Annotated in this window: 23 protein-coding genes and 3 pseudogenes; 5 read left to right on the top strand and 21 right to left on the bottom strand. The window is 56.0% G+C overall.

The annotated features are described in order from the left end of the window. Positions 1–2: 2 nt before the first annotated feature. The 21 genes and pseudogenes from LN050_09210 to LN050_09110 all read right to left on the bottom strand — a co-directional run bounded on the left by LN050_09210 (position 3) and on the right by LN050_09110 (position 14,820). Positions 3–509, bottom strand: a complete 507-nt coding sequence (locus LN050_09210) for a peroxiredoxin (GenBank protein UFS55933.1) — start codon at positions 507–509, stop codon at positions 3–5. Between the two features lie 141 nt (positions 510–650). Next, complete coding sequence (gene rpsQ / locus LN050_09205; GenBank protein UFS55932.1) at positions 651–920, bottom strand: 30S ribosomal protein S17; 270 nt, start codon at positions 918–920, stop codon at positions 651–653. 11 nt (positions 921–931) lie between these two features. Beyond that, entirely contained in the window at positions 932–1,129 is a 198-nt protein-coding gene (gene rpmC, locus LN050_09200; GenBank protein ID UFS57380.1) for a 50S ribosomal protein L29, read from the bottom strand. A 9-nt stretch (positions 1,130–1,138) separates the two neighbouring features. Next, entirely contained in the window at positions 1,139–1,555 is a 417-nt protein-coding gene (gene rplP / locus LN050_09195; protein ID UFS55931.1) for a 50S ribosomal protein L16, read from the bottom strand. A 2-nt stretch (positions 1,556–1,557) separates the two neighbouring features. Beyond that, the gene (rpsC, locus tag LN050_09190) at positions 1,558–2,436 is read right to left on the bottom strand and encodes a 30S ribosomal protein S3 (GenBank protein UFS55930.1); all 879 of its coding nucleotides are present in this window, start codon (positions 2,434–2,436) and stop codon (positions 1,558–1,560) included. 13 nt (positions 2,437–2,449) lie between these two features. Continuing rightward, positions 2,450–2,779 carry a 50S ribosomal protein L22 gene (gene rplV / locus LN050_09185; protein UFS55929.1) on the bottom strand — a complete coding sequence of 110 codons (330 nt, stop codon included), beginning with the start codon at positions 2,777–2,779 and terminating at the stop codon, positions 2,450–2,452. A 9-nt stretch (positions 2,780–2,788) separates the two neighbouring features. After that, positions 2,789–3,064, bottom strand: coding sequence for a 30S ribosomal protein S19 (rpsS, locus tag LN050_09180; protein ID UFS55928.1), 276 nt, complete (start codon positions 3,062–3,064; stop codon positions 2,789–2,791). Positions 3,065–3,076: 12 nt separating this feature from the next. Continuing rightward, positions 3,077–3,901 carry a 50S ribosomal protein L2 gene (gene rplB, locus LN050_09175; GenBank protein ID UFS55927.1) on the bottom strand — a complete coding sequence of 275 codons (825 nt, stop codon included), beginning with the start codon at positions 3,899–3,901 and terminating at the stop codon, positions 3,077–3,079. Between the two features lie 2 nt (positions 3,902–3,903). Further along, positions 3,904–4,221, bottom strand: a complete 318-nt coding sequence (gene rplW, locus LN050_09170) for a 50S ribosomal protein L23 (protein UFS55926.1) — start codon at positions 4,219–4,221, stop codon at positions 3,904–3,906. Beyond that, positions 4,218–4,838 carry a 50S ribosomal protein L4 gene (rplD, locus tag LN050_09165; GenBank protein ID UFS55925.1) on the bottom strand — a complete coding sequence of 207 codons (621 nt, stop codon included), beginning with the start codon at positions 4,836–4,838 and terminating at the stop codon, positions 4,218–4,220. Before rplD ends, rplW begins: the two co-directional genes overlap by 4 nt. Continuing rightward, on the bottom strand, positions 4,838–5,509 hold the full coding sequence (gene rplC / locus LN050_09160; protein ID UFS55924.1) for a 50S ribosomal protein L3: 672 nt from the start codon (positions 5,507–5,509) through the stop codon (positions 4,838–4,840). The genes rplD and rplC overlap by 1 nt, the downstream gene beginning before the upstream one ends. 189 nt (positions 5,510–5,698) lie before the next feature. Then, positions 5,699–6,010: a 30S ribosomal protein S10 gene (gene rpsJ / locus LN050_09155; GenBank protein ID UFS55923.1), complete on the bottom strand. Its 312-nt coding sequence runs from the start codon at positions 6,008–6,010 to the stop codon at positions 5,699–5,701. A gap of 89 nt (positions 6,011–6,099) precedes the next feature. Beyond that, positions 6,100–7,290, bottom strand: coding sequence for an elongation factor Tu (gene tuf, locus LN050_09150; GenBank protein ID UFS55922.1), 1,191 nt, complete (start codon positions 7,288–7,290; stop codon positions 6,100–6,102). Between the two features lie 146 nt (positions 7,291–7,436). After that, a pseudogene (fusA, locus tag LN050_09145) lies at positions 7,437–9,538 on the bottom strand (elongation factor G). 75 nt (positions 9,539–9,613) lie between these two features. Continuing rightward, entirely contained in the window at positions 9,614–10,087 is a 474-nt protein-coding gene (gene rpsG / locus LN050_09140; protein UFS55921.1) for a 30S ribosomal protein S7, read from the bottom strand. Positions 10,088–10,245: 158 nt separating this feature from the next. Next, positions 10,246–10,621, bottom strand: a pseudogene (rpsL, locus tag LN050_09135) (30S ribosomal protein S12). 226 nt (positions 10,622–10,847) lie between these two features. Beyond that, positions 10,848–12,002, bottom strand: a complete 1,155-nt coding sequence (locus tag LN050_09130) for a D-alanyl-D-alanine carboxypeptidase (GenBank protein UFS55920.1) — start codon at positions 12,000–12,002, stop codon at positions 10,848–10,850. Positions 12,003–12,076: 74 nt separating this feature from the next. Further along, entirely contained in the window at positions 12,077–12,736 is a 660-nt protein-coding gene (locus LN050_09125) for an alpha/beta hydrolase (GenBank protein UFS55919.1), read from the bottom strand. After that, the gene (locus LN050_09120; GenBank protein UFS57379.1) at positions 12,733–13,098 is read right to left on the bottom strand and encodes a (2Fe-2S) ferredoxin domain-containing protein; all 366 of its coding nucleotides are present in this window, start codon (positions 13,096–13,098) and stop codon (positions 12,733–12,735) included. The genes LN050_09125 and LN050_09120 overlap by 4 nt, the downstream gene beginning before the upstream one ends. Positions 13,099–13,158: 60 nt before the next feature. Continuing rightward, positions 13,159–14,325 carry a VanZ family protein gene (locus tag LN050_09115; GenBank protein UFS55918.1) on the bottom strand — a complete coding sequence of 389 codons (1,167 nt, stop codon included), beginning with the start codon at positions 14,323–14,325 and terminating at the stop codon, positions 13,159–13,161. A gap of 66 nt (positions 14,326–14,391) precedes the next feature. Then, a complete protein-coding gene (locus LN050_09110; protein UFS55917.1) occupies positions 14,392–14,820 on the bottom strand; it encodes a CopD family protein in 429 nt (142 codons plus the stop codon). Between the two features lie 388 nt (positions 14,821–15,208). Here LN050_09110 and hemB point away from each other — a divergent pair. The 5 genes and pseudogenes from hemB to uppS all read left to right on the top strand — a co-directional run bounded on the left by hemB (position 15,209) and on the right by uppS (position 19,892). Beyond that, positions 15,209–16,214 (top strand): annotated as a pseudogene (gene hemB, locus LN050_09105) (porphobilinogen synthase). Positions 16,215–16,237: 23 nt separating this feature from the next. Next, complete coding sequence (locus LN050_09100) at positions 16,238–17,008, top strand: SDR family oxidoreductase (GenBank protein UFS55916.1); 771 nt, start codon at positions 16,238–16,240, stop codon at positions 17,006–17,008. Between the two features lie 41 nt (positions 17,009–17,049). Continuing rightward, on the top strand, positions 17,050–17,700 hold the full coding sequence (locus LN050_09095) for an NAAT family transporter (protein ID UFS55915.1): 651 nt from the start codon (positions 17,050–17,052) through the stop codon (positions 17,698–17,700). Between the two features lie 17 nt (positions 17,701–17,717). Then, positions 17,718–19,094, top strand: a complete 1,377-nt coding sequence (radA, locus tag LN050_09090; protein UFS55914.1) for a DNA repair protein RadA — start codon at positions 17,718–17,720, stop codon at positions 19,092–19,094. A 66-nt stretch (positions 19,095–19,160) separates the two neighbouring features. Beyond that, complete coding sequence (uppS, locus tag LN050_09085; protein UFS55913.1) at positions 19,161–19,892, top strand: di-trans,poly-cis-decaprenylcistransferase; 732 nt, start codon at positions 19,161–19,163, stop codon at positions 19,890–19,892. Positions 19,893–19,910 lie beyond the last annotated feature (18 nt).

Here is a 19,910-nt window from a genome sequence, read left to right as displayed (position 1 = left end):
GCTTAGGCCTTGGCTTGCGCGAGCAAGGTGGCCGCGTCGCTTACCTCAAACTTGCCTGGTGCTTCAACGTTTAGCGTGACGACCACGCCGTCTTTCACCAACATAGAGTAACGGTTGCTGCGCAGGCCCAAGCCCTTGCCATGGAGGTCCAGTGTTAGACCGACGGCTTTGGCAAACTCGGCGTCGCCGTCGCCCAGCATGCGCACCTTGCCGGCTGTGTCTTGCTCACGTCCCCATGCACCCATTACAAATGCATCGTTGACGCTCAGACACCAGATTTCATCGACGCCCGCGTCTTTGAAGTCTTGCGCGTGGTCGCGGTAGCCTGGCACGTGACGGGCCGAGCAGGTAGGCGTGAATGCGCCTGGCAGGGCAAACACAGCAATGGTTTTGCCTTTGGCAGCATCCAGGCTGTTCACCGGGTTTGGACCCACACTGCAGCCATTACCCTCAACCTCTACGTACTCCATGAGCGTGACCGCTGGTATTGTTTCGCCGACTTGAATCATTGTTATCTCCACAATTTACGGGCCTAAGCCCCATTAAAAATCTGTGTCACATGCAATGCACAGCATTGTATGAGACCAAAAAAAAGCGACTCACGCATGAGTCGCTCTTTTTAAGCTTGATGCCCATGTGGGCAAACAAACTTAAACCAGTTCTGCCTTCTGAACCAAGCGGGTCGCTACCCAGTTCTTGGTTTTTGAAAGCGGACGGCTTTCTGTGATTTCAATCACATCGCCCAGTTGGTACTGGTTGTCTTCGTCGTGCGCGTGGTACTTGCTAGACAGCGATACGATTTTGCCGTACAGCTCGTGCTTAACGCGACGCTCAACCAAAACCGTTACGGTTTTAGCGCGCTTGTCGCTGACCACTTTACCGACCAAGGTGCGATTACGGGTTGTTGTTGCTTCCGTCATGTGTTCGCTCCTCACTTGGCAGCCAGCTTCTCGGCCAAAATAGTTTTGGCACGAGCGATGGCGCGTCGTGTGCTGCTCATTGAAGCAGTGTTGGTAAGTTGTTGGGTGCCTTTTTGCATGCGCAAGCCGAAATGGGCTTTTTGCAATGCCTTGACTTCGGCTTTCACGCCGTCGACGTCTTTTTGGCGCAGATCAGTAGTATTCATTATTCTTTCTCCTTACTGGCCAAGCATACGCGTGACGAAGGTGGTGCGCAAAGGCAACTTGGCGGCAGCCAAAGTAAACGCTTCACGAGCCAACGCCTCAGGCACACCCACGATTTCGTACAGTACTTTACCTGGCTGAATTTCAGCCACGTAGTACTCCACGCTACCCTTACCGTTACCCATACGAACCTCTGCAGGCTTGTTTGAGATTGGCTTGTCTGGGAATACACGAATCCAGATACGACCACCACGTTTGATGTGACGGTTGATGGCACGACGAGCAGACTCGATTTGACGAGCTGTTAAACGACCGCGGTCGATAGACTTCAGACCGAAGTCACCGAACGCCACGGAGTTGCCAGTAGTGGCAATACCCGTGTTGCGGCCTTTTTGCTCTTTACGATATTTGCGACGAGCAGGTTGCAGCATGTTTATTCTCCTTTGCCGTCCGCAGGTGCTGCTGCGGGCGCGGCCTTGCGAACGCGCTTAACGGCTGGTTTAGCTTCACCACCATCAGTGGCTTCAGCAGGCTTGTCACTGCCATCGGCTGGCGCAGCATTGCTGCCGGCTGGACGACGGGCACCGCGTGCAGGACGTGCACCTGGGCGATCGCCATCACGGCGAGGGCCGCGGGGGCGACGTTCTTCTTCACGTGGCTCAGCAGCTACTGGCGCGTCGTTGCGGCCCAAGGTATCACCCTTGTAAACCCACACTTTCACGCCAATGATGCCGTAAGTGGTCTTGGCTTCAGAGGTGCCGTAATCGATGTCAGCACGCATGGTGTGCAAAGGCACTCGGCCTTCACGGTACCACTCGGTACGTGCAATTTCGATACCATTCAAACGGCCTGCAGACATGATCTTGATGCCTTGGGCACCCATACGCATGGCGTTTTGCATGGCACGCTTCATGGCGCGACGGAACATGATGCGCTTTTCGAGCTGCTGGGTGATGCTGTCTGCGATCAACTTGGCATCGATTTCAGGCTTGCGCACTTCTTCGATGTTGACGGCAACCGGCACGCCCAACTTGTCGGTCAGCTCTTTCTTGAGCTTCTCGATGTCTTCACCTTTTTTACCAATCACCACGCCTGGACGTGCTGAAAAGATGGTGATACGAGCGTTCTTTGCGGGACGCTCGATAAGAACACGAGACACTGACGCGTTCTTCAGCTTGACCTTCAGGTACTCGCGTACTTTGATGTCTTCAGCCAGCATGCCAGCGAAGTCTTTGTTGCTGGCGTACCAGCGGCTAGCCCAGTTACGAGAAACCGCCAAGCGGAATCCGGTAGGGTTGATTTTTTGACCCATATATTTAGACCTCTCAGTTGCCAACCGTCACATAAATGTGACAGGTGGGTTTGCTGATTCGGTTGCCGCGGCCTTTTGCACGGGCCGTGAACCGCTTAAGCGTGGTGCCTTGCTCGACGTAGATGGTTTTGACGCGTAATTCGTCAATATCAGCACCGTCGTTGTGCTCGGCATTTGCAATTGCAGATTCCAAGGCTTTTTTAATGATGTCAGCAGCTTTTTTCTGCGTGAACGCCAGCGTGTTGAGCGCCTGATCGACTTTTTTGCCGCGAATGAGGTCGGCAACCAGTCGTCCTTTGTCAACAGACAAACGCACGCCGCGAACGATAGAGCGGGTTTCCATGGTTATTCCTTACTTCTTCGCTTTTTTATCGGCCGGGTGGCCTTTAAAAGTGCGTGTCAGGGAGAACTCCCCGAGTTTGTGACCGACCATCTGTTCGGTTACATACACGGGCACGTGTTGGCGGCCGTTGTGCACAGCAATCGTCATGCCGATGAAATCGGGCAGGATTGTTGAGCGACGTGACCAGGTTTTCACAGGCTTTTTGTCCTTGGTAGACACAGCTTTGTCTACCTTAGCCAGCAAGTGATGGTCCACGAATGGGCCTTTTTTGAGTGAGCGAGTCATTTCAATAACCCTTTACTTCTTGCGACGCGAAACGATCATGTTCTGCGTGCGACGGTTATTACGTGTGCGGTAGCCCTTGGTCATGTTGCCCCATGGGTCAACAGGCACCCGGCCTTCACCAGTTCGGCCTTCACCACCACCATGCGGGTGATCGATTGGGTTCATGGCCACACCACGGACGGTTGGGCGAATACCCTTCCAGCGAGTGGCACCAGCTTTACCCAAACGACGCAGGCTGTGCTCTGAGTTGCCAACTTCACCAATGGTGGCGCGGCACTCAATGCGCACCTTGCGCACTTCACCAGAGCGCAGGCGAACCTGAGCGTACAAGCCTTCACGAGCCATCAGCACAGCAGAAGCACCGGCGGTACGCGCAATTTGCGCGCCCTTGCCAACTTGCAACTCAATACAGTGAATGGTTGAACCCACTGGGATGTTGCGAATAGGCAAGGTGTTACCAGCGCGGATAGGCGCCTCTGAGCCAGACATCAGTTGCGCGCCAGCCTCAACGCCACGCGGGGCGATGATGTAGCGACGCTCGCCGTCTGCATAGCACACCAAGGCGATATGCGCTGAGCGGTTGGGATCGTATTCAATACGCTCAACCTTGGCAGGGATACCATCTTTGTTACGCAAAAAGTCAACAACGCGGTAGTGATGCTTATGGCCGCCACCTTTGTGGCGCACAGTGATGTGACCGTTGTTGTTACGACCAGCTTTTTGGTGCTGGGGCTCCAACAATGGCGCGAAGCCTTCACCCTTGTGCAGGTGGTCGCGCGAAATGCGTATGGCATGACGACGGCCTGCGGAGGTTGGTTTTGTCTTTAGTACTGCCATGATTAAGCCTCCCCGCCCAAGTTGAGTTCTTGGCCAGGCTGCAATGTCACAAACGCCTTGCGGGTGTGATCACGGCGACCAGTGGACTTGCCAAAGCGCTTGGTTTTGCCCTTTTGATTGGCCACAGCAACAGCTTTAACCTGAACTTTGAATAACAACTCAACAGCGGCCTTGATTTCTGGCTTGCTGGCGTCACGCAACACTTTAAACATCACAGTGTTGGACTTTTCAGCCACCATGGTTGCCTTTTCAGACACGATGGGAGCGACCAACAACTGCATCAAGCGACCTTCGTCGTATTTAGCCTGAACGGTGCTCATGCGAACATCTCCTGCAGTTTGGCTACAGCGGCCTTGGTCACGATGACTTTACGGTAGTGCACCAATGACAAAGGATCTGCGTAGCGTGGCTCAACGACCAACACGTTGGGCAGGTTGCGTGAGGCGAGGTATAGGTTCTCGTCAACCTCGTCTGCAATCACCAGCACCGACTTGAGGTTCATGGCCTTGAATTTGTCAGCCAAAACCTTGGTTTTTGGCGAATCCAATTTCATGGACTCAACCACTGACAAACGACCATCGCGCACCAATTGCGAGAAGATAGAAGCCATACCGGCGCGATACATCTTCTTGTTTACCTTGTGGCTGAAGTTCTCATCTGGGCTATTTGGGAAAGCGCGACCGCCTCCACGCCAGATGGGAGATGAAGTCATACCAGCACGTGCACGGCCTGTGCCCTTTTGCTTGAATGGCTTCTTGGTGGAGTGATTCACAGTATCACGACCCTTTTGAGCGCGTGTACCTTGACGTGCATTGGCCTGGTAAGCCACCACGATTTGGTGAATCAATGATTCGTTGTAGTCACGACCGAATACGGTGTCCAGTACGTCAAATTGTGACGCGGCTTGACCCTGGTCATTCAGGAGTTCGACTTGCATCAGTTCGCTCCTTTGCTAGCGACTTTCACGGTGGGACGAACGGTTACGAAACCGCCTGGCGCACCGGGAATAGAGCCTTTGATGAGTAACAGCTGGCGAGCTTCATCGATACGCACTACATCCAAATTTTGGGTAGTTACGGTCGCGTCGCCCAAATGGCCGGACATTTTCTTACCTGGGAAAATGCGACCTGGGTCTTGCGCCATACCGATAGAGCCAGGCACGTTGTGCGAACGGCTGTTACCGTGCGATGCGCGCTGCGATGAGAAGTTGTGGCGCTTGATGGTACCGGCAAAGCCTTTACCAATAGAAGTGCCCTGAACATCCACCTTCTGACCTGCGGCGAACACGGCTGTTACAGCAACAGTAGCGCCGGCGGCGTACTGAGCTGCCACATCGGCTGCTACTCGGAATTCTTTGGTGATTTCGCCGGCTTCTACGCCAGCTTTGGCCAAATGGCCAGCTTGAGGCTTGCTGACACGTGATGCACGGCGCTTGCCGAACGTCACCTGCAAGGCATCGTAGCCGTCAGTTGCTTGGGTTTTTACTTGCGCCACACGGTTGTCAGACACATCGACCACCGTGACGGGCACTGAATCGCCGTCATCGGTGAACAAGCGTGTCATGCCCACCTTGCGACCCAACAACCCTAGGGAGTTGCTAAGACTCATTATTTTCTCCGTTCCCGACTTCAATTGGCCGGGGCTGATTAAGACATCTCCGGGCCAGCACAGTGCGCCTTACGGTTTACCCGCCAAGCGCACAACACCAGCCTTGGATGCAATGACTGAACTACGCAAATTTTGCGCAGCCTTCCATTATAGACACCCTTACACCATCAGTGCAAGGGTTTTCCACAATTATTGCAATTTGATCTCTACGTCCACGCCTGCTGGCAAATCCAACTTCATCAACGCATCAACGGTTTTGTCGGTAGGGTCGACAATATCCATCAAACGCTGGTGCGTACGGATTTCCAACTGGTCTCGGCTGGCCTTGTTCACGTGTGGTGAACGCAGAATATCGAAACGCTTCATGCGCGTGGGCAGGGGCACGGGTCCCTTGACAATGGCACCGGTACGCTTGGCGGTTTCAACAATCTCGGCAGCGGATGCGTCGATCAGTTTGTAATCAAATGCCTTGAGGCGAATGCGAATTTTTTGCTTTGACATAACTTTGTTCTCTTGAGGATGATTGAATATGACACTGGCAAGCCGCCGTCACCCTGTTGGGCAAAAGCGACATGCCGCCTCAAAAAAACTTAAGCAATGATCTTTGCAACCACACCCGCGCCAACGGTACGGCCGCCTTCGCGAATCGCGAAACGCAAGCCTTCTTCCATGGCGATTGGGGCCAACAAGGTCACTTCAATTGACACGTTGTCACCTGGCATCACCATCTCTTTGCCTTCTGGCAATTTGATAGAGCCGGTCACGTCTGTCGTGCGGAAGTAAAACTGTGGGCGGTAGTTGCTGAAGAATGGTGTGTGACGACCACCTTCGTCTTTGGACAACACGTAGATCTCGCCTGTGAAGTGTGAGTGTGGCTTGATAGAGCCTGGCTTGCACAGCACTTGGCCGCGCTCAACTTCTTCACGCTTGGTGCCGCGCAACAAGATACCCACGTTGTCACCCGCTTGACCCTGGTCCAGCAACTTGCGGAACATCTCAACGCCTGTACAGGTGGTCTTCAAGGTGTCGTTGATACCAACGATCTCGATTTCTTCGCCCACTTTGACAATGCCGCGCTCGATACGGCCTGTTACAACCGTGCCGCGACCTGAGATAGAGAATACGTCTTCCACTGGCATCAGGAATGCGCCGTCCACAGCACGCTCTGGTGTTGGGATGTAGCTGTCCAAAGCAGCTGCCAGCTTCATGATGGCTTCTTCGCCCAATGGGCCCTTGTCGCCTTCTACGGCCAGCTTGGCTGAGCCCTGGATGATGGGGGTGTCGTCGCCTGGGAAGTCGTACTTGGACAACAGCTCGCGCACTTCCATTTCGACCAGTTCCAACAACTCGGCGTCGTCAACCATGTCGCACTTGTTCAGGAACACCACGATGTAAGGCACACCAACCTGGCGGGCCAACAAGATGTGCTCACGTGTTTGTGGCATGGGGCCGTCTGCAGCTGAACACACCAAAATGGCGCCGTCCATCTGGGCAGCACCCGTAATCATGTTCTTCACGTAGTCAGCGTGGCCTGGGCAGTCCACGTGTGCGTAGTGACGCGTCTCGGTCTCGTACTCAACGTGAGCAGTGTTGATGGTGATGCCGCGCGCTTTTTCTTCAGGTGCGCCGTCAATATCTGCGTAGCCTTTGGCCTCGCCACCGAACTTTTGTGACAACACGGTCGTGATCGCCGCTGTCAATGTGGTTTTACCGTGGTCAACGTGACCAATGGTGCCCACGTTGACGTGGGGCTTGGTACGTTCGAATTTACTTTTTGCCATTTTGATACTCCAAAAAAGAACATGCCCGTGTACAGGTTTTACGTCTGCACATCATTGCTGATTCACCTCGCACGGGCACAAGGTGGCATGACATCGCAGACCAGAAAAAAGACGCCCACCGCCTAAACGGTGGGCGCTACAAAAGATTACTTGGCACGTGAAGCCATGATGGCTTCAGACACATTACGCGGTGCTTCCGAGTAGTGCTTGAACTCCATGGAGTAGGTTGCACGACCCTGTGTGGCAGAACGCAGTGATGTGGAGTAGCCAAACATTTCAGACAGTGGCACTTCAGCGCGAATCGCCTTGCCGCCGCCCACCATGTCTTCCATGCCCTGAACCATGCCGCGGCGTGAGGACAAGTCGCCCATCACGTTACCGGCGTAGTCTTCTGGTGTTTCCACTTCCACAGCCATCATTGGCTCCAAAATAACCGGACCGGCCTTGCGGCAACCGTCTTTGAAGCCCATGATCGCGGCCATCTTGAAGGCCATCTCGCTTGAGTCAACGTCGTGGTAGGAGCCAAAGTGCAGTGTGACTTTAACGTCCACAACAGGGTAGCCAGCCAACACACCAGTTGTCAGCGCCTCGATCACGCCCTTTTCAACCGCTGGGATGTATTCGCGAGGAACAACACCACCCTTGATCGCGTCAACAAACTCAAAGCCCTTGCCCATTTCGTTGGGCTCGATCTTGAACACAACGTGGCCATACTGACCCTTACCACCAGACTGGCGAACAAACTTGCCGCTGCTTCGTCTACCACTTTGCGAATGGTCTCTCGGTAGGCCACCTGTGGCTTGCCTACGTTGGCTTCAACGCCAAACTCGCGCTTCATGCGGTCAACCAAAATTTCCAAGTGCAACTCGCCCATACCGGCAATGATGGTCTGGCCTGACTCTTCGTCGGTGCGCACGCGGAAAGAAGGATCTTCTGCCGCCAAACGCTGCAAAGCGATACCCATTTTTTCTTGGTCGACTTTGGTCTTTGGCTCAACCGCCTGCGCAATCACGGGCTCTGGGAACACCATGCGCTCCAGGGTCACGATGGCGTCCTGGTCACACAAGGTGTCGCCTGTGGTCACGTCTTTTAAGCCCACACAAGCGGCGATGTCGCCGGCGCGAATTTCTTCGACTTCTTCACGGTTGTTGGCATGCATTTGCACGATACGACCGATACGCTCTTTTTTACCCTTAACCGGGTTGTAAACAGAGTCGCCTTTTTTCAGCACGCCTGAGTACACGCGCACGAAAGTCAGCTGACCAACGTAGGGGTCGGTCATCAACTTAAACGCCAAGCCGGAGAACTTCTCTTCGTCGTCAGCCTTGCGGATCACGTCTTTTTCGTCGTCGTCAATACCGCTAACAGGTGGCACCTCTGTAGGTGCTGGCATCAAGTCCAACACGGCGTCCAGCATGCGCTGAACACCCTTGTTCTTGAAGGCTGTACCGCACAACATAGGCTGGATTTCAGTCGCCAATGTGCGAACACGCAAGCCTTCTGTGATTTCGGCTTCAGACAAATCACCTTCTTCAAGGTATTTGTTCATCAGCTCTTCAGATGCTTCCGCCGCGGCTTCAACCATGTTTTCACGCCATTTGGCAGCTTCTGCCTTGAGCTCTTCAGGCACGTCAACGTAGTCGAACTTCATGCCGTGTGAAGCCTCGTCCCACAAAATGGCCTTGTTTTTGGCCAGGTCAACCACGCCCTTAAAGCCTTCTTCAGCGCCAATTGGGATCACGATTGGCACTGGGTTGGCCTTTAAGCGCAGCTTCATTTGGTCGTAGACCTTGAAGAAGTTGGCACCTGTGCGGTCCATTTTGTTCACAAAGGCCAAACGTGGCACTTTGTACTTGTTGGCCTGACGCCATACGGTTTCAGACTGTGGCTGCACACCACCCACCGCACAGTAAACCATGCAAGCGCCGTCCAGCACGCGCATGGAGCGCTCAACTTCAATGGTGAAGTCAACGTGTCCAGGTGTGTCAATGATGTTGATGCGGTGCTCTGGGCGTGAGTTATCCATACCCTTCCAGAAGCAAGTCGTTGCCGCTGAGGTAATGGTAATGCCGCGCTCTTGCTCTTGCTCCATCCAGTCCATGGTGGCAGCGCCGTCGTGCACCTCACCAATTTTGTGGTTCACACCGGTGTAGAACAAAATCCGCTCAGTGGTAGTCGTTTTACCCGCATCAATGTGGGCCGAAATACCGATGTTGCGGTAGCGATTAAGTGGCGTAGTACGTGCCATGAAAACAACTCCGAAGAACAACCAAGCCCGCGCATGGCGGGCCTGGTGAATTTAAAAAATAAACCGTTTGATCGATTAGAAACGGAAGTGGCTGAACGCCTTGTTGGCTTCGGCCATGCGGTGCACTTCGTCACGCTTCTTCATGGCGCCACCACGGCCTTCTGTGGCCTCAAGCAGCTCATTGCCCAGGCGCAAAGCCATAGACTTTTCGCTGCGCTTTTTAGCCGCTTCCTTGACCCAACGCATGGCCAAAGCCAAGCGACGCACAGGGCGCACTTCAACTGGCACCTGGTAGTTTGCACCACCCACGCGACGGGACTTGACCTCAACAACAGGCTTCACGTTGTTGATAGCCACGTTGAACAACTCCAGCACGTCTGGGTTGCCTGACTTCTTTTCCATGTGGTCAAGCGCACCATAAATGATGCGCTCAGCGACCGCTTTTTTGCCACCTTGCATGATGACGTTCATAAATTTGGCCAGCTCTACGTTTCCGTATTTTGGATCTGGCGTGATTTCACGTTTAGGGACTTCGCGACGACGTGGCATTGATTCACCTCTTATTGCTTCAGTTGACCGGAGCTTTGACACCCAGGCCGCGAGAACTATGTTGAATTCTCACTTACTCGACCCGCCCGCACAATTGCTGGGTTTTGGGTCACTACGCTGTGTCTGCAGCCATGCAGAACAGCACCTACTGTCAAAAATTACTTGGCTTTTGGCTTTTTCGCACCGTACTTGGAGCGTGACTGCTTGCGATCTTTCACGCCTTGCAAGTCAAGAGAGCCACGAACGATGTGGTAACGCACACCTGGCAAGTCTTTTACACGACCACCACGAACGAGAACAACGCTGTGCTCTTGCAAGTTGTGGCCTTCACCGCCGATGTATGAGATCACCTCAAAACCGTTGGTCAGGCGCACTTTGGCAACCTTACGCAAAGCGGAGTTAGGCTTTTTCGGTGTTGTGGTGTACACACGGGTACATACACCGCGCCTTTGGGCAGTTTTCCATCGCGGGGCTTTTGGACTTGATCTGTTCGACCGTCCGCCCGTGACGCACGAGTTGGTTGATAGTTGGCATGAAACGTCCCTAAACGTCAGAAATTCAAAAAACATACAGCAGCCATTCACCAATTGAAGGCTGCTGTTTATCTGTACCCAAACACGATGCAAGCGCGAACGGGCACCTCCCGCATCACTGCGAAAAGCCCACGACTATAGCACCAAAGCGCAGCACTGCGCAACTGTGGGCGGTAAGTACCTGAAAAGCGACACTTTTTTGGGTGGCCTGCGCGCGTTGCCAAGCCTTACTCGGTCCACAACAACAAGGTGTCCCACAAACGGCCCATGAGACCCGCCTGTGCCACAGGTTGCAGCACTTGTAGCGGGTAGGTTGCCACGACAGTGCCGTCCTTGAGCGTGATGGCAAGCTCACCCACCGACTGGCCAGCCGCCAGGGGAGCTGATAGGGGCGTATCGAGCTTGGTGGTGGCTTGCACGCCAGCCCCCAATCCGCGCGGCACAGACACCACCACGCCGCCGGGCACGCCGACCTGGGCAAGCTGCTGGTCGCCCTTCCACACACGCGGCTGCACCACCGCCTTGCCCGGCTCACTGATGCGCACCGTATCAAAACTGGTGTAACCCCAATTGAGCAGCTTTTGGCTTTCGGTAGCGCGGGCAGACGAGCTGTCAGCACCCAGCACTACAGACAACAAGCGGCGCTCGCCACCCAGGCCTGGAACGGGGCGGCTGGCCGTTGCAACCAGGCAATAGCCCGCAGCGCTGGTATGGCCTGTTTTCAAGCCATCAACGCTAGGGTCTCTGAACAACAGCAGGTTGCGGTTGGTGTCATTGGCTTTGGGGGTGCCGGGGTAGCGGTAATGCTTGATGGCGTACAAACCCACGTACTCAGGGAAGTCTTGCATCAAGCGCGTCGCCAGCTTGGCCAAGTCACGCGCCGTGGTCGTGTGGCCATCGGCTGTCAAACCTTCCGGGTTGCGGTAGCCGGTGCCCGCCAGACCCAACACCTTGGCCTGGCTGTTCATCATGGACACAAACTGCTCAACCGAGCCACCCACACCCTCAGCCAGCACAGTGGTCGCGTCGTTGCCAGACTGCACAATCATGCCCTTGAGCAAATCCAGCACAGGTATTTCCATGCCTGGCTCAATAAACATACGCGAGCCAGGCATGCGCCAAGCACGCTCGCTAACAGTAAAGGTCTGGTCCAGCGTGATTTGCTTGTTTTTGAGCGCTTCAAACACCACGTAGGCGGTCATGAGCTTGGTCAGCGACGCTGGCTCCACCGGCTCGTCGCTGATTTGCTCAGCCAATATTTGCCCGCTGGTCACGTCCATCAGCAAAAAAGCCTTGGCCGCAATAGACGGTGGGGCGACAGCAGTCTGGGCGGACACGCTGGCCGCAGCCCAAAGAGCACACGCGCAGATACACGCAGACATTGCGCGGCGCGCAAACGAAAAACAGTCCAAATAGGTCATCTGAGCCAAACAGTGAGTCGGTAGAAAGATAAAAACTAAGCTTGCGCAGGCAAAGCCACGGGCGCAGCAATGTGGCGCAACACCAATGACTTTAACAAGGGCAACTGGCCATGAAAGAAATGTCCCACATCGGGCACCACGGTCACCGGCAGCAACTGGGGCCTAGCCCAGTCCATGGCGGCGCTCAGGGGCACGGTGTCGTCGGCCTCACCATGCACCACCAATGTGCGCTCCTGCCATTGAGGCGGCACGGCTGGCACGCTAAAGCGGCTGGCAGCCACGCCAACCAATGCAGCATGCTGTACATCTCGACCTGCCGCATGGCATGCAGCCAACGCCGCGGCGGCTACAAAGCCGCCAAAGGAAAAGCCAGCCAAGCACAACGGCCCGCTGGGCGCCAAGGCCGCCAACACGGCCAGCATGTCGTCAAGCTCGCCCACGCCGTTGTCGTGCACGCCAGCGCTGTTTTCAACACCTCTAAAGTTGAAGCGCACGGCTTCCCAGCCTTGCTGCACAAAAGCGCGCGCCAGGGTTTGCACCACTTTGTTGTGCATGGTGCCGCCAAACAAGGGATGTGGGTGCGCAATCAACGCCGTGCCACGGGTGCCGCCGTGGGCTAAAACAGGCCTGTCACGCGCCACCTCTACAACACCGGCCGGGCCGTTAATTTGCAGGTACTCGGTTTGCGCGTTCATCGGCCCACGTTGTCAGGCAACTGCAAACGCGACACAACCTCACCGCCCGCCAAATGCACATCAACTATTTCGTCGATGTCGTGGTCATCAACAAACGTATACCAAACGCCTTCTGGATAAACCACTGCCACAGGCCCGCCAGCACAGCGGTCTAAGCAGCCTGATTTATTCACGCGCACTTGACCTTTACCGCTCAGGCCCTTGGCTTTGACCTGGGACTTGCACCTGTCAAAGCCTTGCTGCGCAGCAAACTGGGCACAGCAGGCCTGGTCGTCACCGCGTTGGTTTAAACAAAAAAAGATGTGCCTTTGGTAATAAGGCGCATGGTCCGAAGGGGGTGTTGTGTTGGCTTGGTCGCTCATGCCTGCCATTGTAAGTAGCTGCGCCATTCGCTTTGCAATGCGCCGCCTAAGACGCCGAAACTAGCGCTGCCAGCAACGTACGGCGGCATACGCCAGCGCCATAAAAGGCCACAGCCAACCCAGCCATTGCGACGCGCCATGAAAGCGAATGAAAGGCCCTGCTTGCCAAATTTGCAGCGACTGATCGAGGTAGGCACTGGCACCACTGGTGTTGAGCAGCCACAGCGTCAGCAAAGAGCTCAACACCAACAAAATCAGTAGCGCAGACCTGCTCAACCACAGCGCAACAAACGACATGCCCGCCACCAGCACCAAGGCCAACCACATGTTGGGGCGCCACCAATCCAACGCATGTTCTGGCCCGTAGGTGAGTGCACCAGACACCGCACCCACCGCAAACGCCGAGAGCAACACCACAGCCGCAGCCCACAAGCGCACCCTGGCGCTTCGCCCAGCCGCACATGCCAATAGCAACGGTGCGCACACCGATAGCCCCATCACCAAAGCCTCTTGCAGGCCAGTCATTGCGGGCAGCGTGCGTGCCGCCCAAGCGTGAAAATCACTAAGAGGGCCGATCAGCCAAGAAGGTGCGTTCCAGCTCGCAACGTCCAGGTTACTGAGCGGCACACGGACATGCCCAAGGCCAAATGGCACGGCGCTGGGGTACAGCGCCGCCACAGGCCACAAGCCCAGCAGCACCAGGTCCAGCTTGGCGCCAGACACCAGCCACGTGTGGCGCCACGCGTCCCACTTGGCGATCAAGGTGGTTTGAAACGCCAATGCGGCGCAAGCACTACCCAACAGGCCGCCCGCTGTGTTGAGCGCCCAATCCACATTAGATGGAATACGCCCGGGCAAAAAAGACTGGCTCCACTCCAAGCCCAATGACAAGGCGCCACACACCACAACGCCAAGCACCAAAGCCGCGCTGCGACTAACCACGCTGCTGCTGGTGCGCCATGCCGCCACAGTAACCAAAAAGCCCAAGGGGGCATAACCCACCGCGTTGGTCAATACGTCAAACCATGTCCAATACTGCGGCAGTGGTGACAGCAGCAAATCGACAAGCCCAATGCCAGGACCAGACCAGCCACCAAACGGATAAAGTGAGGCGTACACCACCAACGCGGCAAATGCCCAAGCCAATATCGCCGCCATGGACATGGGGCGCGCAGCTGTCGTTACAGATACAGCATTGGCAATATCGGCGGCCTTATTCATAGACATCGTGGCACTTGTAGTTGCCTTGGGGCATGCCCATAGCACCTCTCAATGGCGACACGGCAGGGCTTGCTAAAAAGGTTTAACAACCACCAGCACAACCGCCACCAGCAGCAACACCACGGGCACTTCGTTGAACCAGCGAAACCACACATGACTGCGCGTGACGGCGCCTGCAGTGAACTTGCGCAACAAGCTGGCGCACGAGTGGTGGTAGCCCAATACCAGCACCAGCACCAGCAATTTGGCATGCAACCAACCGTTGCCAGGGCCTTTGCCTATGCCGTAGTGCAACCACAACATGAAGCCAAACACCATGGCAGGAACCGCCAACAGCGTGGTGAAGCGCAACAATTTGCGCGCCATCAACAGCAGGCGCTCGCGCTCGGCGTCGCTGCCATCGGGCACCATGGCCAAGTTCACGAAGATACGCGGCAAGTAAAACAATCCAGCAAACCAGCTGGCGACGAAAACAATGTGAAGCGATTTGATCCAGAGCATGTGTTCAGTGTATGGCTTGGCGCACTCCGCGTTCTGGGCGTGCTGTAAATAACCTGGCAAAACACGCCAAAGGCGCGCAAAAAAAAGCCCGGACAATGCCGGGCTAGAAAGCCTATTCGCTGTCACACGTCAAGGCTCCCGCTCAGGGAGGAAAAGCGGGGAGCGTCGTCTCTCAACAACACCCACATGAATGGTACCCCGCACACCCCGGCACACCGGCCTGAAACCCGACTCTGCACACAAAGCAAGGGAAACACCTAGGGCCATTTGTTGTCTGTGCCCAACAGTACAAATACCCGGCGCAACAGAAGCAATACTAAAGGCAACATGTTTAAATCGTGTCGACTGTGCGCCAGCAACTGCGCGCGCATTTGCCACAATAGCGACCATGAGTAAACACAGCACCAGCACCTTTCCAGCCAACCGCCCTCGCCGCCTGCGCCGCGACGCATTCACGCGTCGCTTGGTGCGTGAGCACAGCCTAAGCGTTGACGACTTGATTTACCCCGTGTTTGTTTTGGAAGGGTCTGGACGGCGCGAAACCGTGGCCTCCATGCCTGGCGTTGAGCGCTTAAGCCTGGACTTGCTGCTGGACGTCGCGCAAGACTGCGTGAACCTAGGCATACCGGTAATGGCCTTGTTTCCGGTGATTGACCAGTCACTCAAAACGCCTAACGGCGATGAAGCGTTTAACCCTGAGGGCCTGATACCCAAGGTGGTGCGCACACTAAAGGCCAAGTTCCCGCAGCTGGGCATCATGACCGACGTCGCACTAGACCCTTACACCAGCCACGGACAAGACGGCTTGCTAGATGAGCACAACTACATCGTCAATGACACCACCGTTGACGTGTTGGTGAAGCAGGCACTTGCGCAAGCAGCCGCTGGCGTAGACATGGTAGCCCCCAGCGACATGATGGACGGGCGTATTGCAGCCATTCGCAGCGCACTTGAAGCCAACGGCTTTGTACACACGCGCATCATGGCCTACAGCGCCAAATACGCATCCGCCTTTTACGGCCCTTTCCGCGATGCTGTCGGCTCAGCAGCCAACTTGGGCAAGGCCGACAAAAAGGTCTACCAAATGGACCCCGGCAACTCAGACGAAGCCCTGCGCGAAGTCGCACTTGACATTGCCGAAGGCGCCGATATGGTGATGGTCAAGCCCGGCATGCCCTACCTAGACGTGGTGCGCCGCGTGAAAGACGAGTTTGGCGCCCACATTTGCCTACCAAGTCAGTGGGGAATACGCCATGCTCAAAGCCGCTGCGCAAAACGGCTGGCTAGACCACGACGCGGTGATGATGGAGTCACTACTGGCGTTTAAACGCGCCGGTGCCAATGGCATATTGACCTATTTCGCCAGAGACGCTGCACGTTTGCTGGCCCAATAAAACAGACCACACAGGACGCTGACATGACCACCACCGCACAAAGCAATGATTTAAAAGTAATGCTGATTACCGGTGGCGGTCGGGGCATTGGCGCGGCCACCGCCAAGCTGGCGTCCGCGCAAGGCTATGCCGTGGTCATCAACTACCAAAGCCAGCGCGCGCCAGCCGAGCAGCTTGCAGCCGACATCAGGCAAAGTGGCGGCAACGCGATTTGCGTGCAGGCCGACGTGAGCAAGGAAGAAGGTGTGCTTGCGCTGTTTGACGCCGTTGACCAGCAATTTGGCCGACTTGATGTGCTGGTCAACAACGCAGGTGTGGTGGATAAGACCGCCCGCGTACAGGACATGACAGAGGCGCGCTTGCTGCGCATGTTTACCACCAACACCATCAGCGCCTTTTTGTGCTGCCGCGAAGCCGTTAAGCGCATGAGTACCGCTTTGGGCAAAGACGGCGGCGCCATCGTGAATGTATCCAGCGCGGCTTCTCGTCTAGGCAGTGCCAACCAATACGTGGACTACGCCGCCAGCAAAGGCGCCATGGACGTACTCACACACGGCTTGGCACAAGAGGTTGCACCCTTTGGCATACGCGTAAACGCTGTGCGCCCTGGCCTCATTGACACCGACATACACGCGTCAGGTGGCTTGCCTAACCGGGTGAACGACTTGGCCGCCAGCGTGCCCATGGGCAGAGGCGGTAGCGCAGAAGAAGTGGCACAGGCCATTGTCTGGCTGGCCTCTGAACAAGCCAGCTACTGCACCATGTCTATGCTGGAGATTTCTGGCGGGCGATAAAACTGCGTCCATGCGCTGTATTTGTCGTTGACAATGTAGGCATGGATTTCAAGCCGCTTATTACCCTCATTGCCATCGTGAACCCTTTGGCGATAGTGCCTTTTTTTATGCACTACACGCAGGGCTTTAACCGCACGCAAATGCGGCGCACCGTACAAGTCGCCTCGCTTAGCACCTTTGCTGTGATCGCAGTGTGCGCGCTGTTTGGTGTGGGCTTTCTGGGGTTTTTTGGTATCTCGCTGGCCAGCTTTCAAGTGGGTGGTGGCTTGCTGATGCTGACATCTGCGCTGTCCATGATTAACGCGCGTGCCGCAGAAGCGGCCACACACGACCAAGACGTTGACAACATTGACGGCAATGCCCCGCCACAAGCTGTTGATCACAGCCAGCACTCTGTGGCTGTTGTGCCGCTTACCATTCCGCTATTGACTGGCCCCGCCACCATGTCTACCGTGGTGATTTACGCCGACCAAGCACAGCGCTTTTGGCAGCACGCGGCCTTGGTGGGCTACGGCGTGGTCATTGCCGTGCTGACCTTTGTATGCTTTTCAGCCGCACCCGCGATTTCGCGCGTGTTGGGCAAAACAGGCATTAACGTGATGACACGCTTAATGGGTTTGATCCTGGCGGCACTGTCGGTGGAGGTGATTGCAAAAGGCTTGCAGCAACTATTCCCCGTGCTGGCAGGCTAAGCGCAGGCGGCACCACTATGGCAAAAGACAAAAGCATTTACCTCTGCGTTGAGTGCGGCGGCACATCCAGCAAGTGGCTGGGTAAATGTCCAGACTGCAACGCATGGAACAGCCTGCAAGAGTCTGTGGCCGACAACGCCAACAGCAGCCCCAGCAAAAACCGCTTTCAAGGCTTGGCCGCCCCCCAAGCTGTGACCAACCTGGCCGACATTGAGGCGCGTGACTTCGCCCGCTTGCCCACCACCGTTGACGAGCTGGACCGCGTGCTGGGCGGCGGACTGGTAGACGGCGGTGTGGCCCTTATTGGTGGTGACCCGGGTATTGGCAAGTCCACACTGCTGCTGCAAGCCTTGCACGCACTCAGTTTGCAGGTGCCCACGCTGTACGTCAGCGGTGAAGAGTCTGGCGCGCAGGTGGCCATGCGCGCGCGCCGCTTGGGGCTGGACAACACACAAGTGCGGGTATTGGCTGAAATATCTTTGGAACGCATCATTGCAACAATTGCCGCAGAAAAGCCGCGTGTATGCGTGATTGACTCCATACAAACGGTTTATTCAGAAGCGCTAACCTCTGCCCCGGGTTCTGTCGCCCAAGTGCGCGAATGCGCCGCCCACCTCACCCGCTTGGCCAAGGCCACCGGTGTGGCCGTTATTTTGGTGGGCCACGTGACCAAAGAAGGCGCATTGGCTGGGCCGCGCGTGTTAGAGCACATGGTAGACACCGTGCTGTACTTTGAGGGTGACACGCACTCCAGCTTTAGGCTGATACGCGCCATTAAAAACCGCTTTGGTGCCGTCAACGAAATTGGCGTATTTGCCATGACAGAGCGCGGCCTCAAAGGCGTTGCCAACCCCAGCGCCATCTTTTTAAACCAACACCCAGAGCCCGTATCTGGCTCTTGTGTGTTGGTGACACTTGAAGGCAGCCGCCCCATGTTGGTGGAAATACAAGCCCTGGTAGACAGCGGCGGACCCAGTCCGCGCCGCCTCAGCGTGGGCTTGGAGCGCGACCGGTTGGCCATGTTATTGGCCGTATCACACCGCCATGCCGGCGTGTCGTGTGCTGACCAAGACGTGTTTGTCAACGCCGTAGGCGGTGTGCGCATCAGCGAACCCGCGGCCGACTTGGCCGTGCTGTTGGCCATTCAAAGCAGCCTGCGCGCCAAGCCATTGCCCAAAGGTTTTGTAAGCTTTGGCGAAGTGGGCTTGGCCGGAGAGATACGCCCTGCACCACGCGGTCAAGAGCGCTTGAAAGAGGCCGCCAAACTGGGCTTTGAGCTGGCCATAGTGCCCAAAGCCAACGCCCCCAAGAAAAACGACCCCGCATTCAAAGGCTTAACCATTCACGCCGTTGACCGCGTTGAAGAAGCCCTCAGCTGGGTCAGAGGCTTGTAACCGCCATGCACAAATACTCAGCAAATTGGCAAGTATCTGCGCACAGTGGCTACACTTGGTGTGCACATGCATAAGAAAGACATACCACCACCACAACACATTGCGTTCATCATGGACGGCAATGGCCGCTGGGCCAAGCAACGTTTGCTGCCGCGTGTGGCAGGCCACGTCAAGGGCGCCGCCCAGGTGAGGCAGCTCATCAAAAACTGCGCCAAGCGCGGCATCAAGTACGTCACGCTGTACGCCTTTAGCACTGAAAACTGGGCACGTCCCAGCGACGAAGTCAGCGCGCTGATGAGCCTGTTTTTAAAATACTTGGGCAGTGAAGTTGACGATATGCGCGACAACGGTGTGCGCCTGCGTGTGCTGGGTGATACCAGCGCGTTTTCACCTGCCATACAGCAAGCGATTGCCCAAGCCCAAGACTGCACGGCGCACAACGATGCGCTACACCTCAACGTGGCTGCCAATTACGGCGGGCGTGCCGAGCTGGTGCAAGCCATGCAGCAGTGGCTGCGCGACAACCCCAACGCCAGCCCCGACGCTTTGGACGAGGCCGCCATTAGCAGCTACTTGCAAAGCGGCAACATGCCTGCGCCAGACCTGTTGGTGCGCACTGGCGGCGAATGCCGCATCAGCAACTTTTTGCTATGGCAAACCGCCTACACCGAGCTGTATTTCACAGACACCCTGTGGCCAAGCTTTGACGCCAAGGCGCTGGACCAAGCCATTGCGTGGTACCGCACCCGAGAGCGGCGCTTTGGCAAGACCTCTGAGCAGGTCCAGCAGCAGTCTTGAACCAAGCGCACAGCGAAG

This window comes from Comamonadaceae bacterium M7527 (assembly GCA_021044545.1).
Classification (GTDB): Bacteria; Pseudomonadota; Gammaproteobacteria; order Burkholderiales; family Burkholderiaceae_C; genus RS62.
Note: the sequence above shows the minus strand (reverse complement) of the source record. Positions and strands in the feature narration are given on the sequence as shown.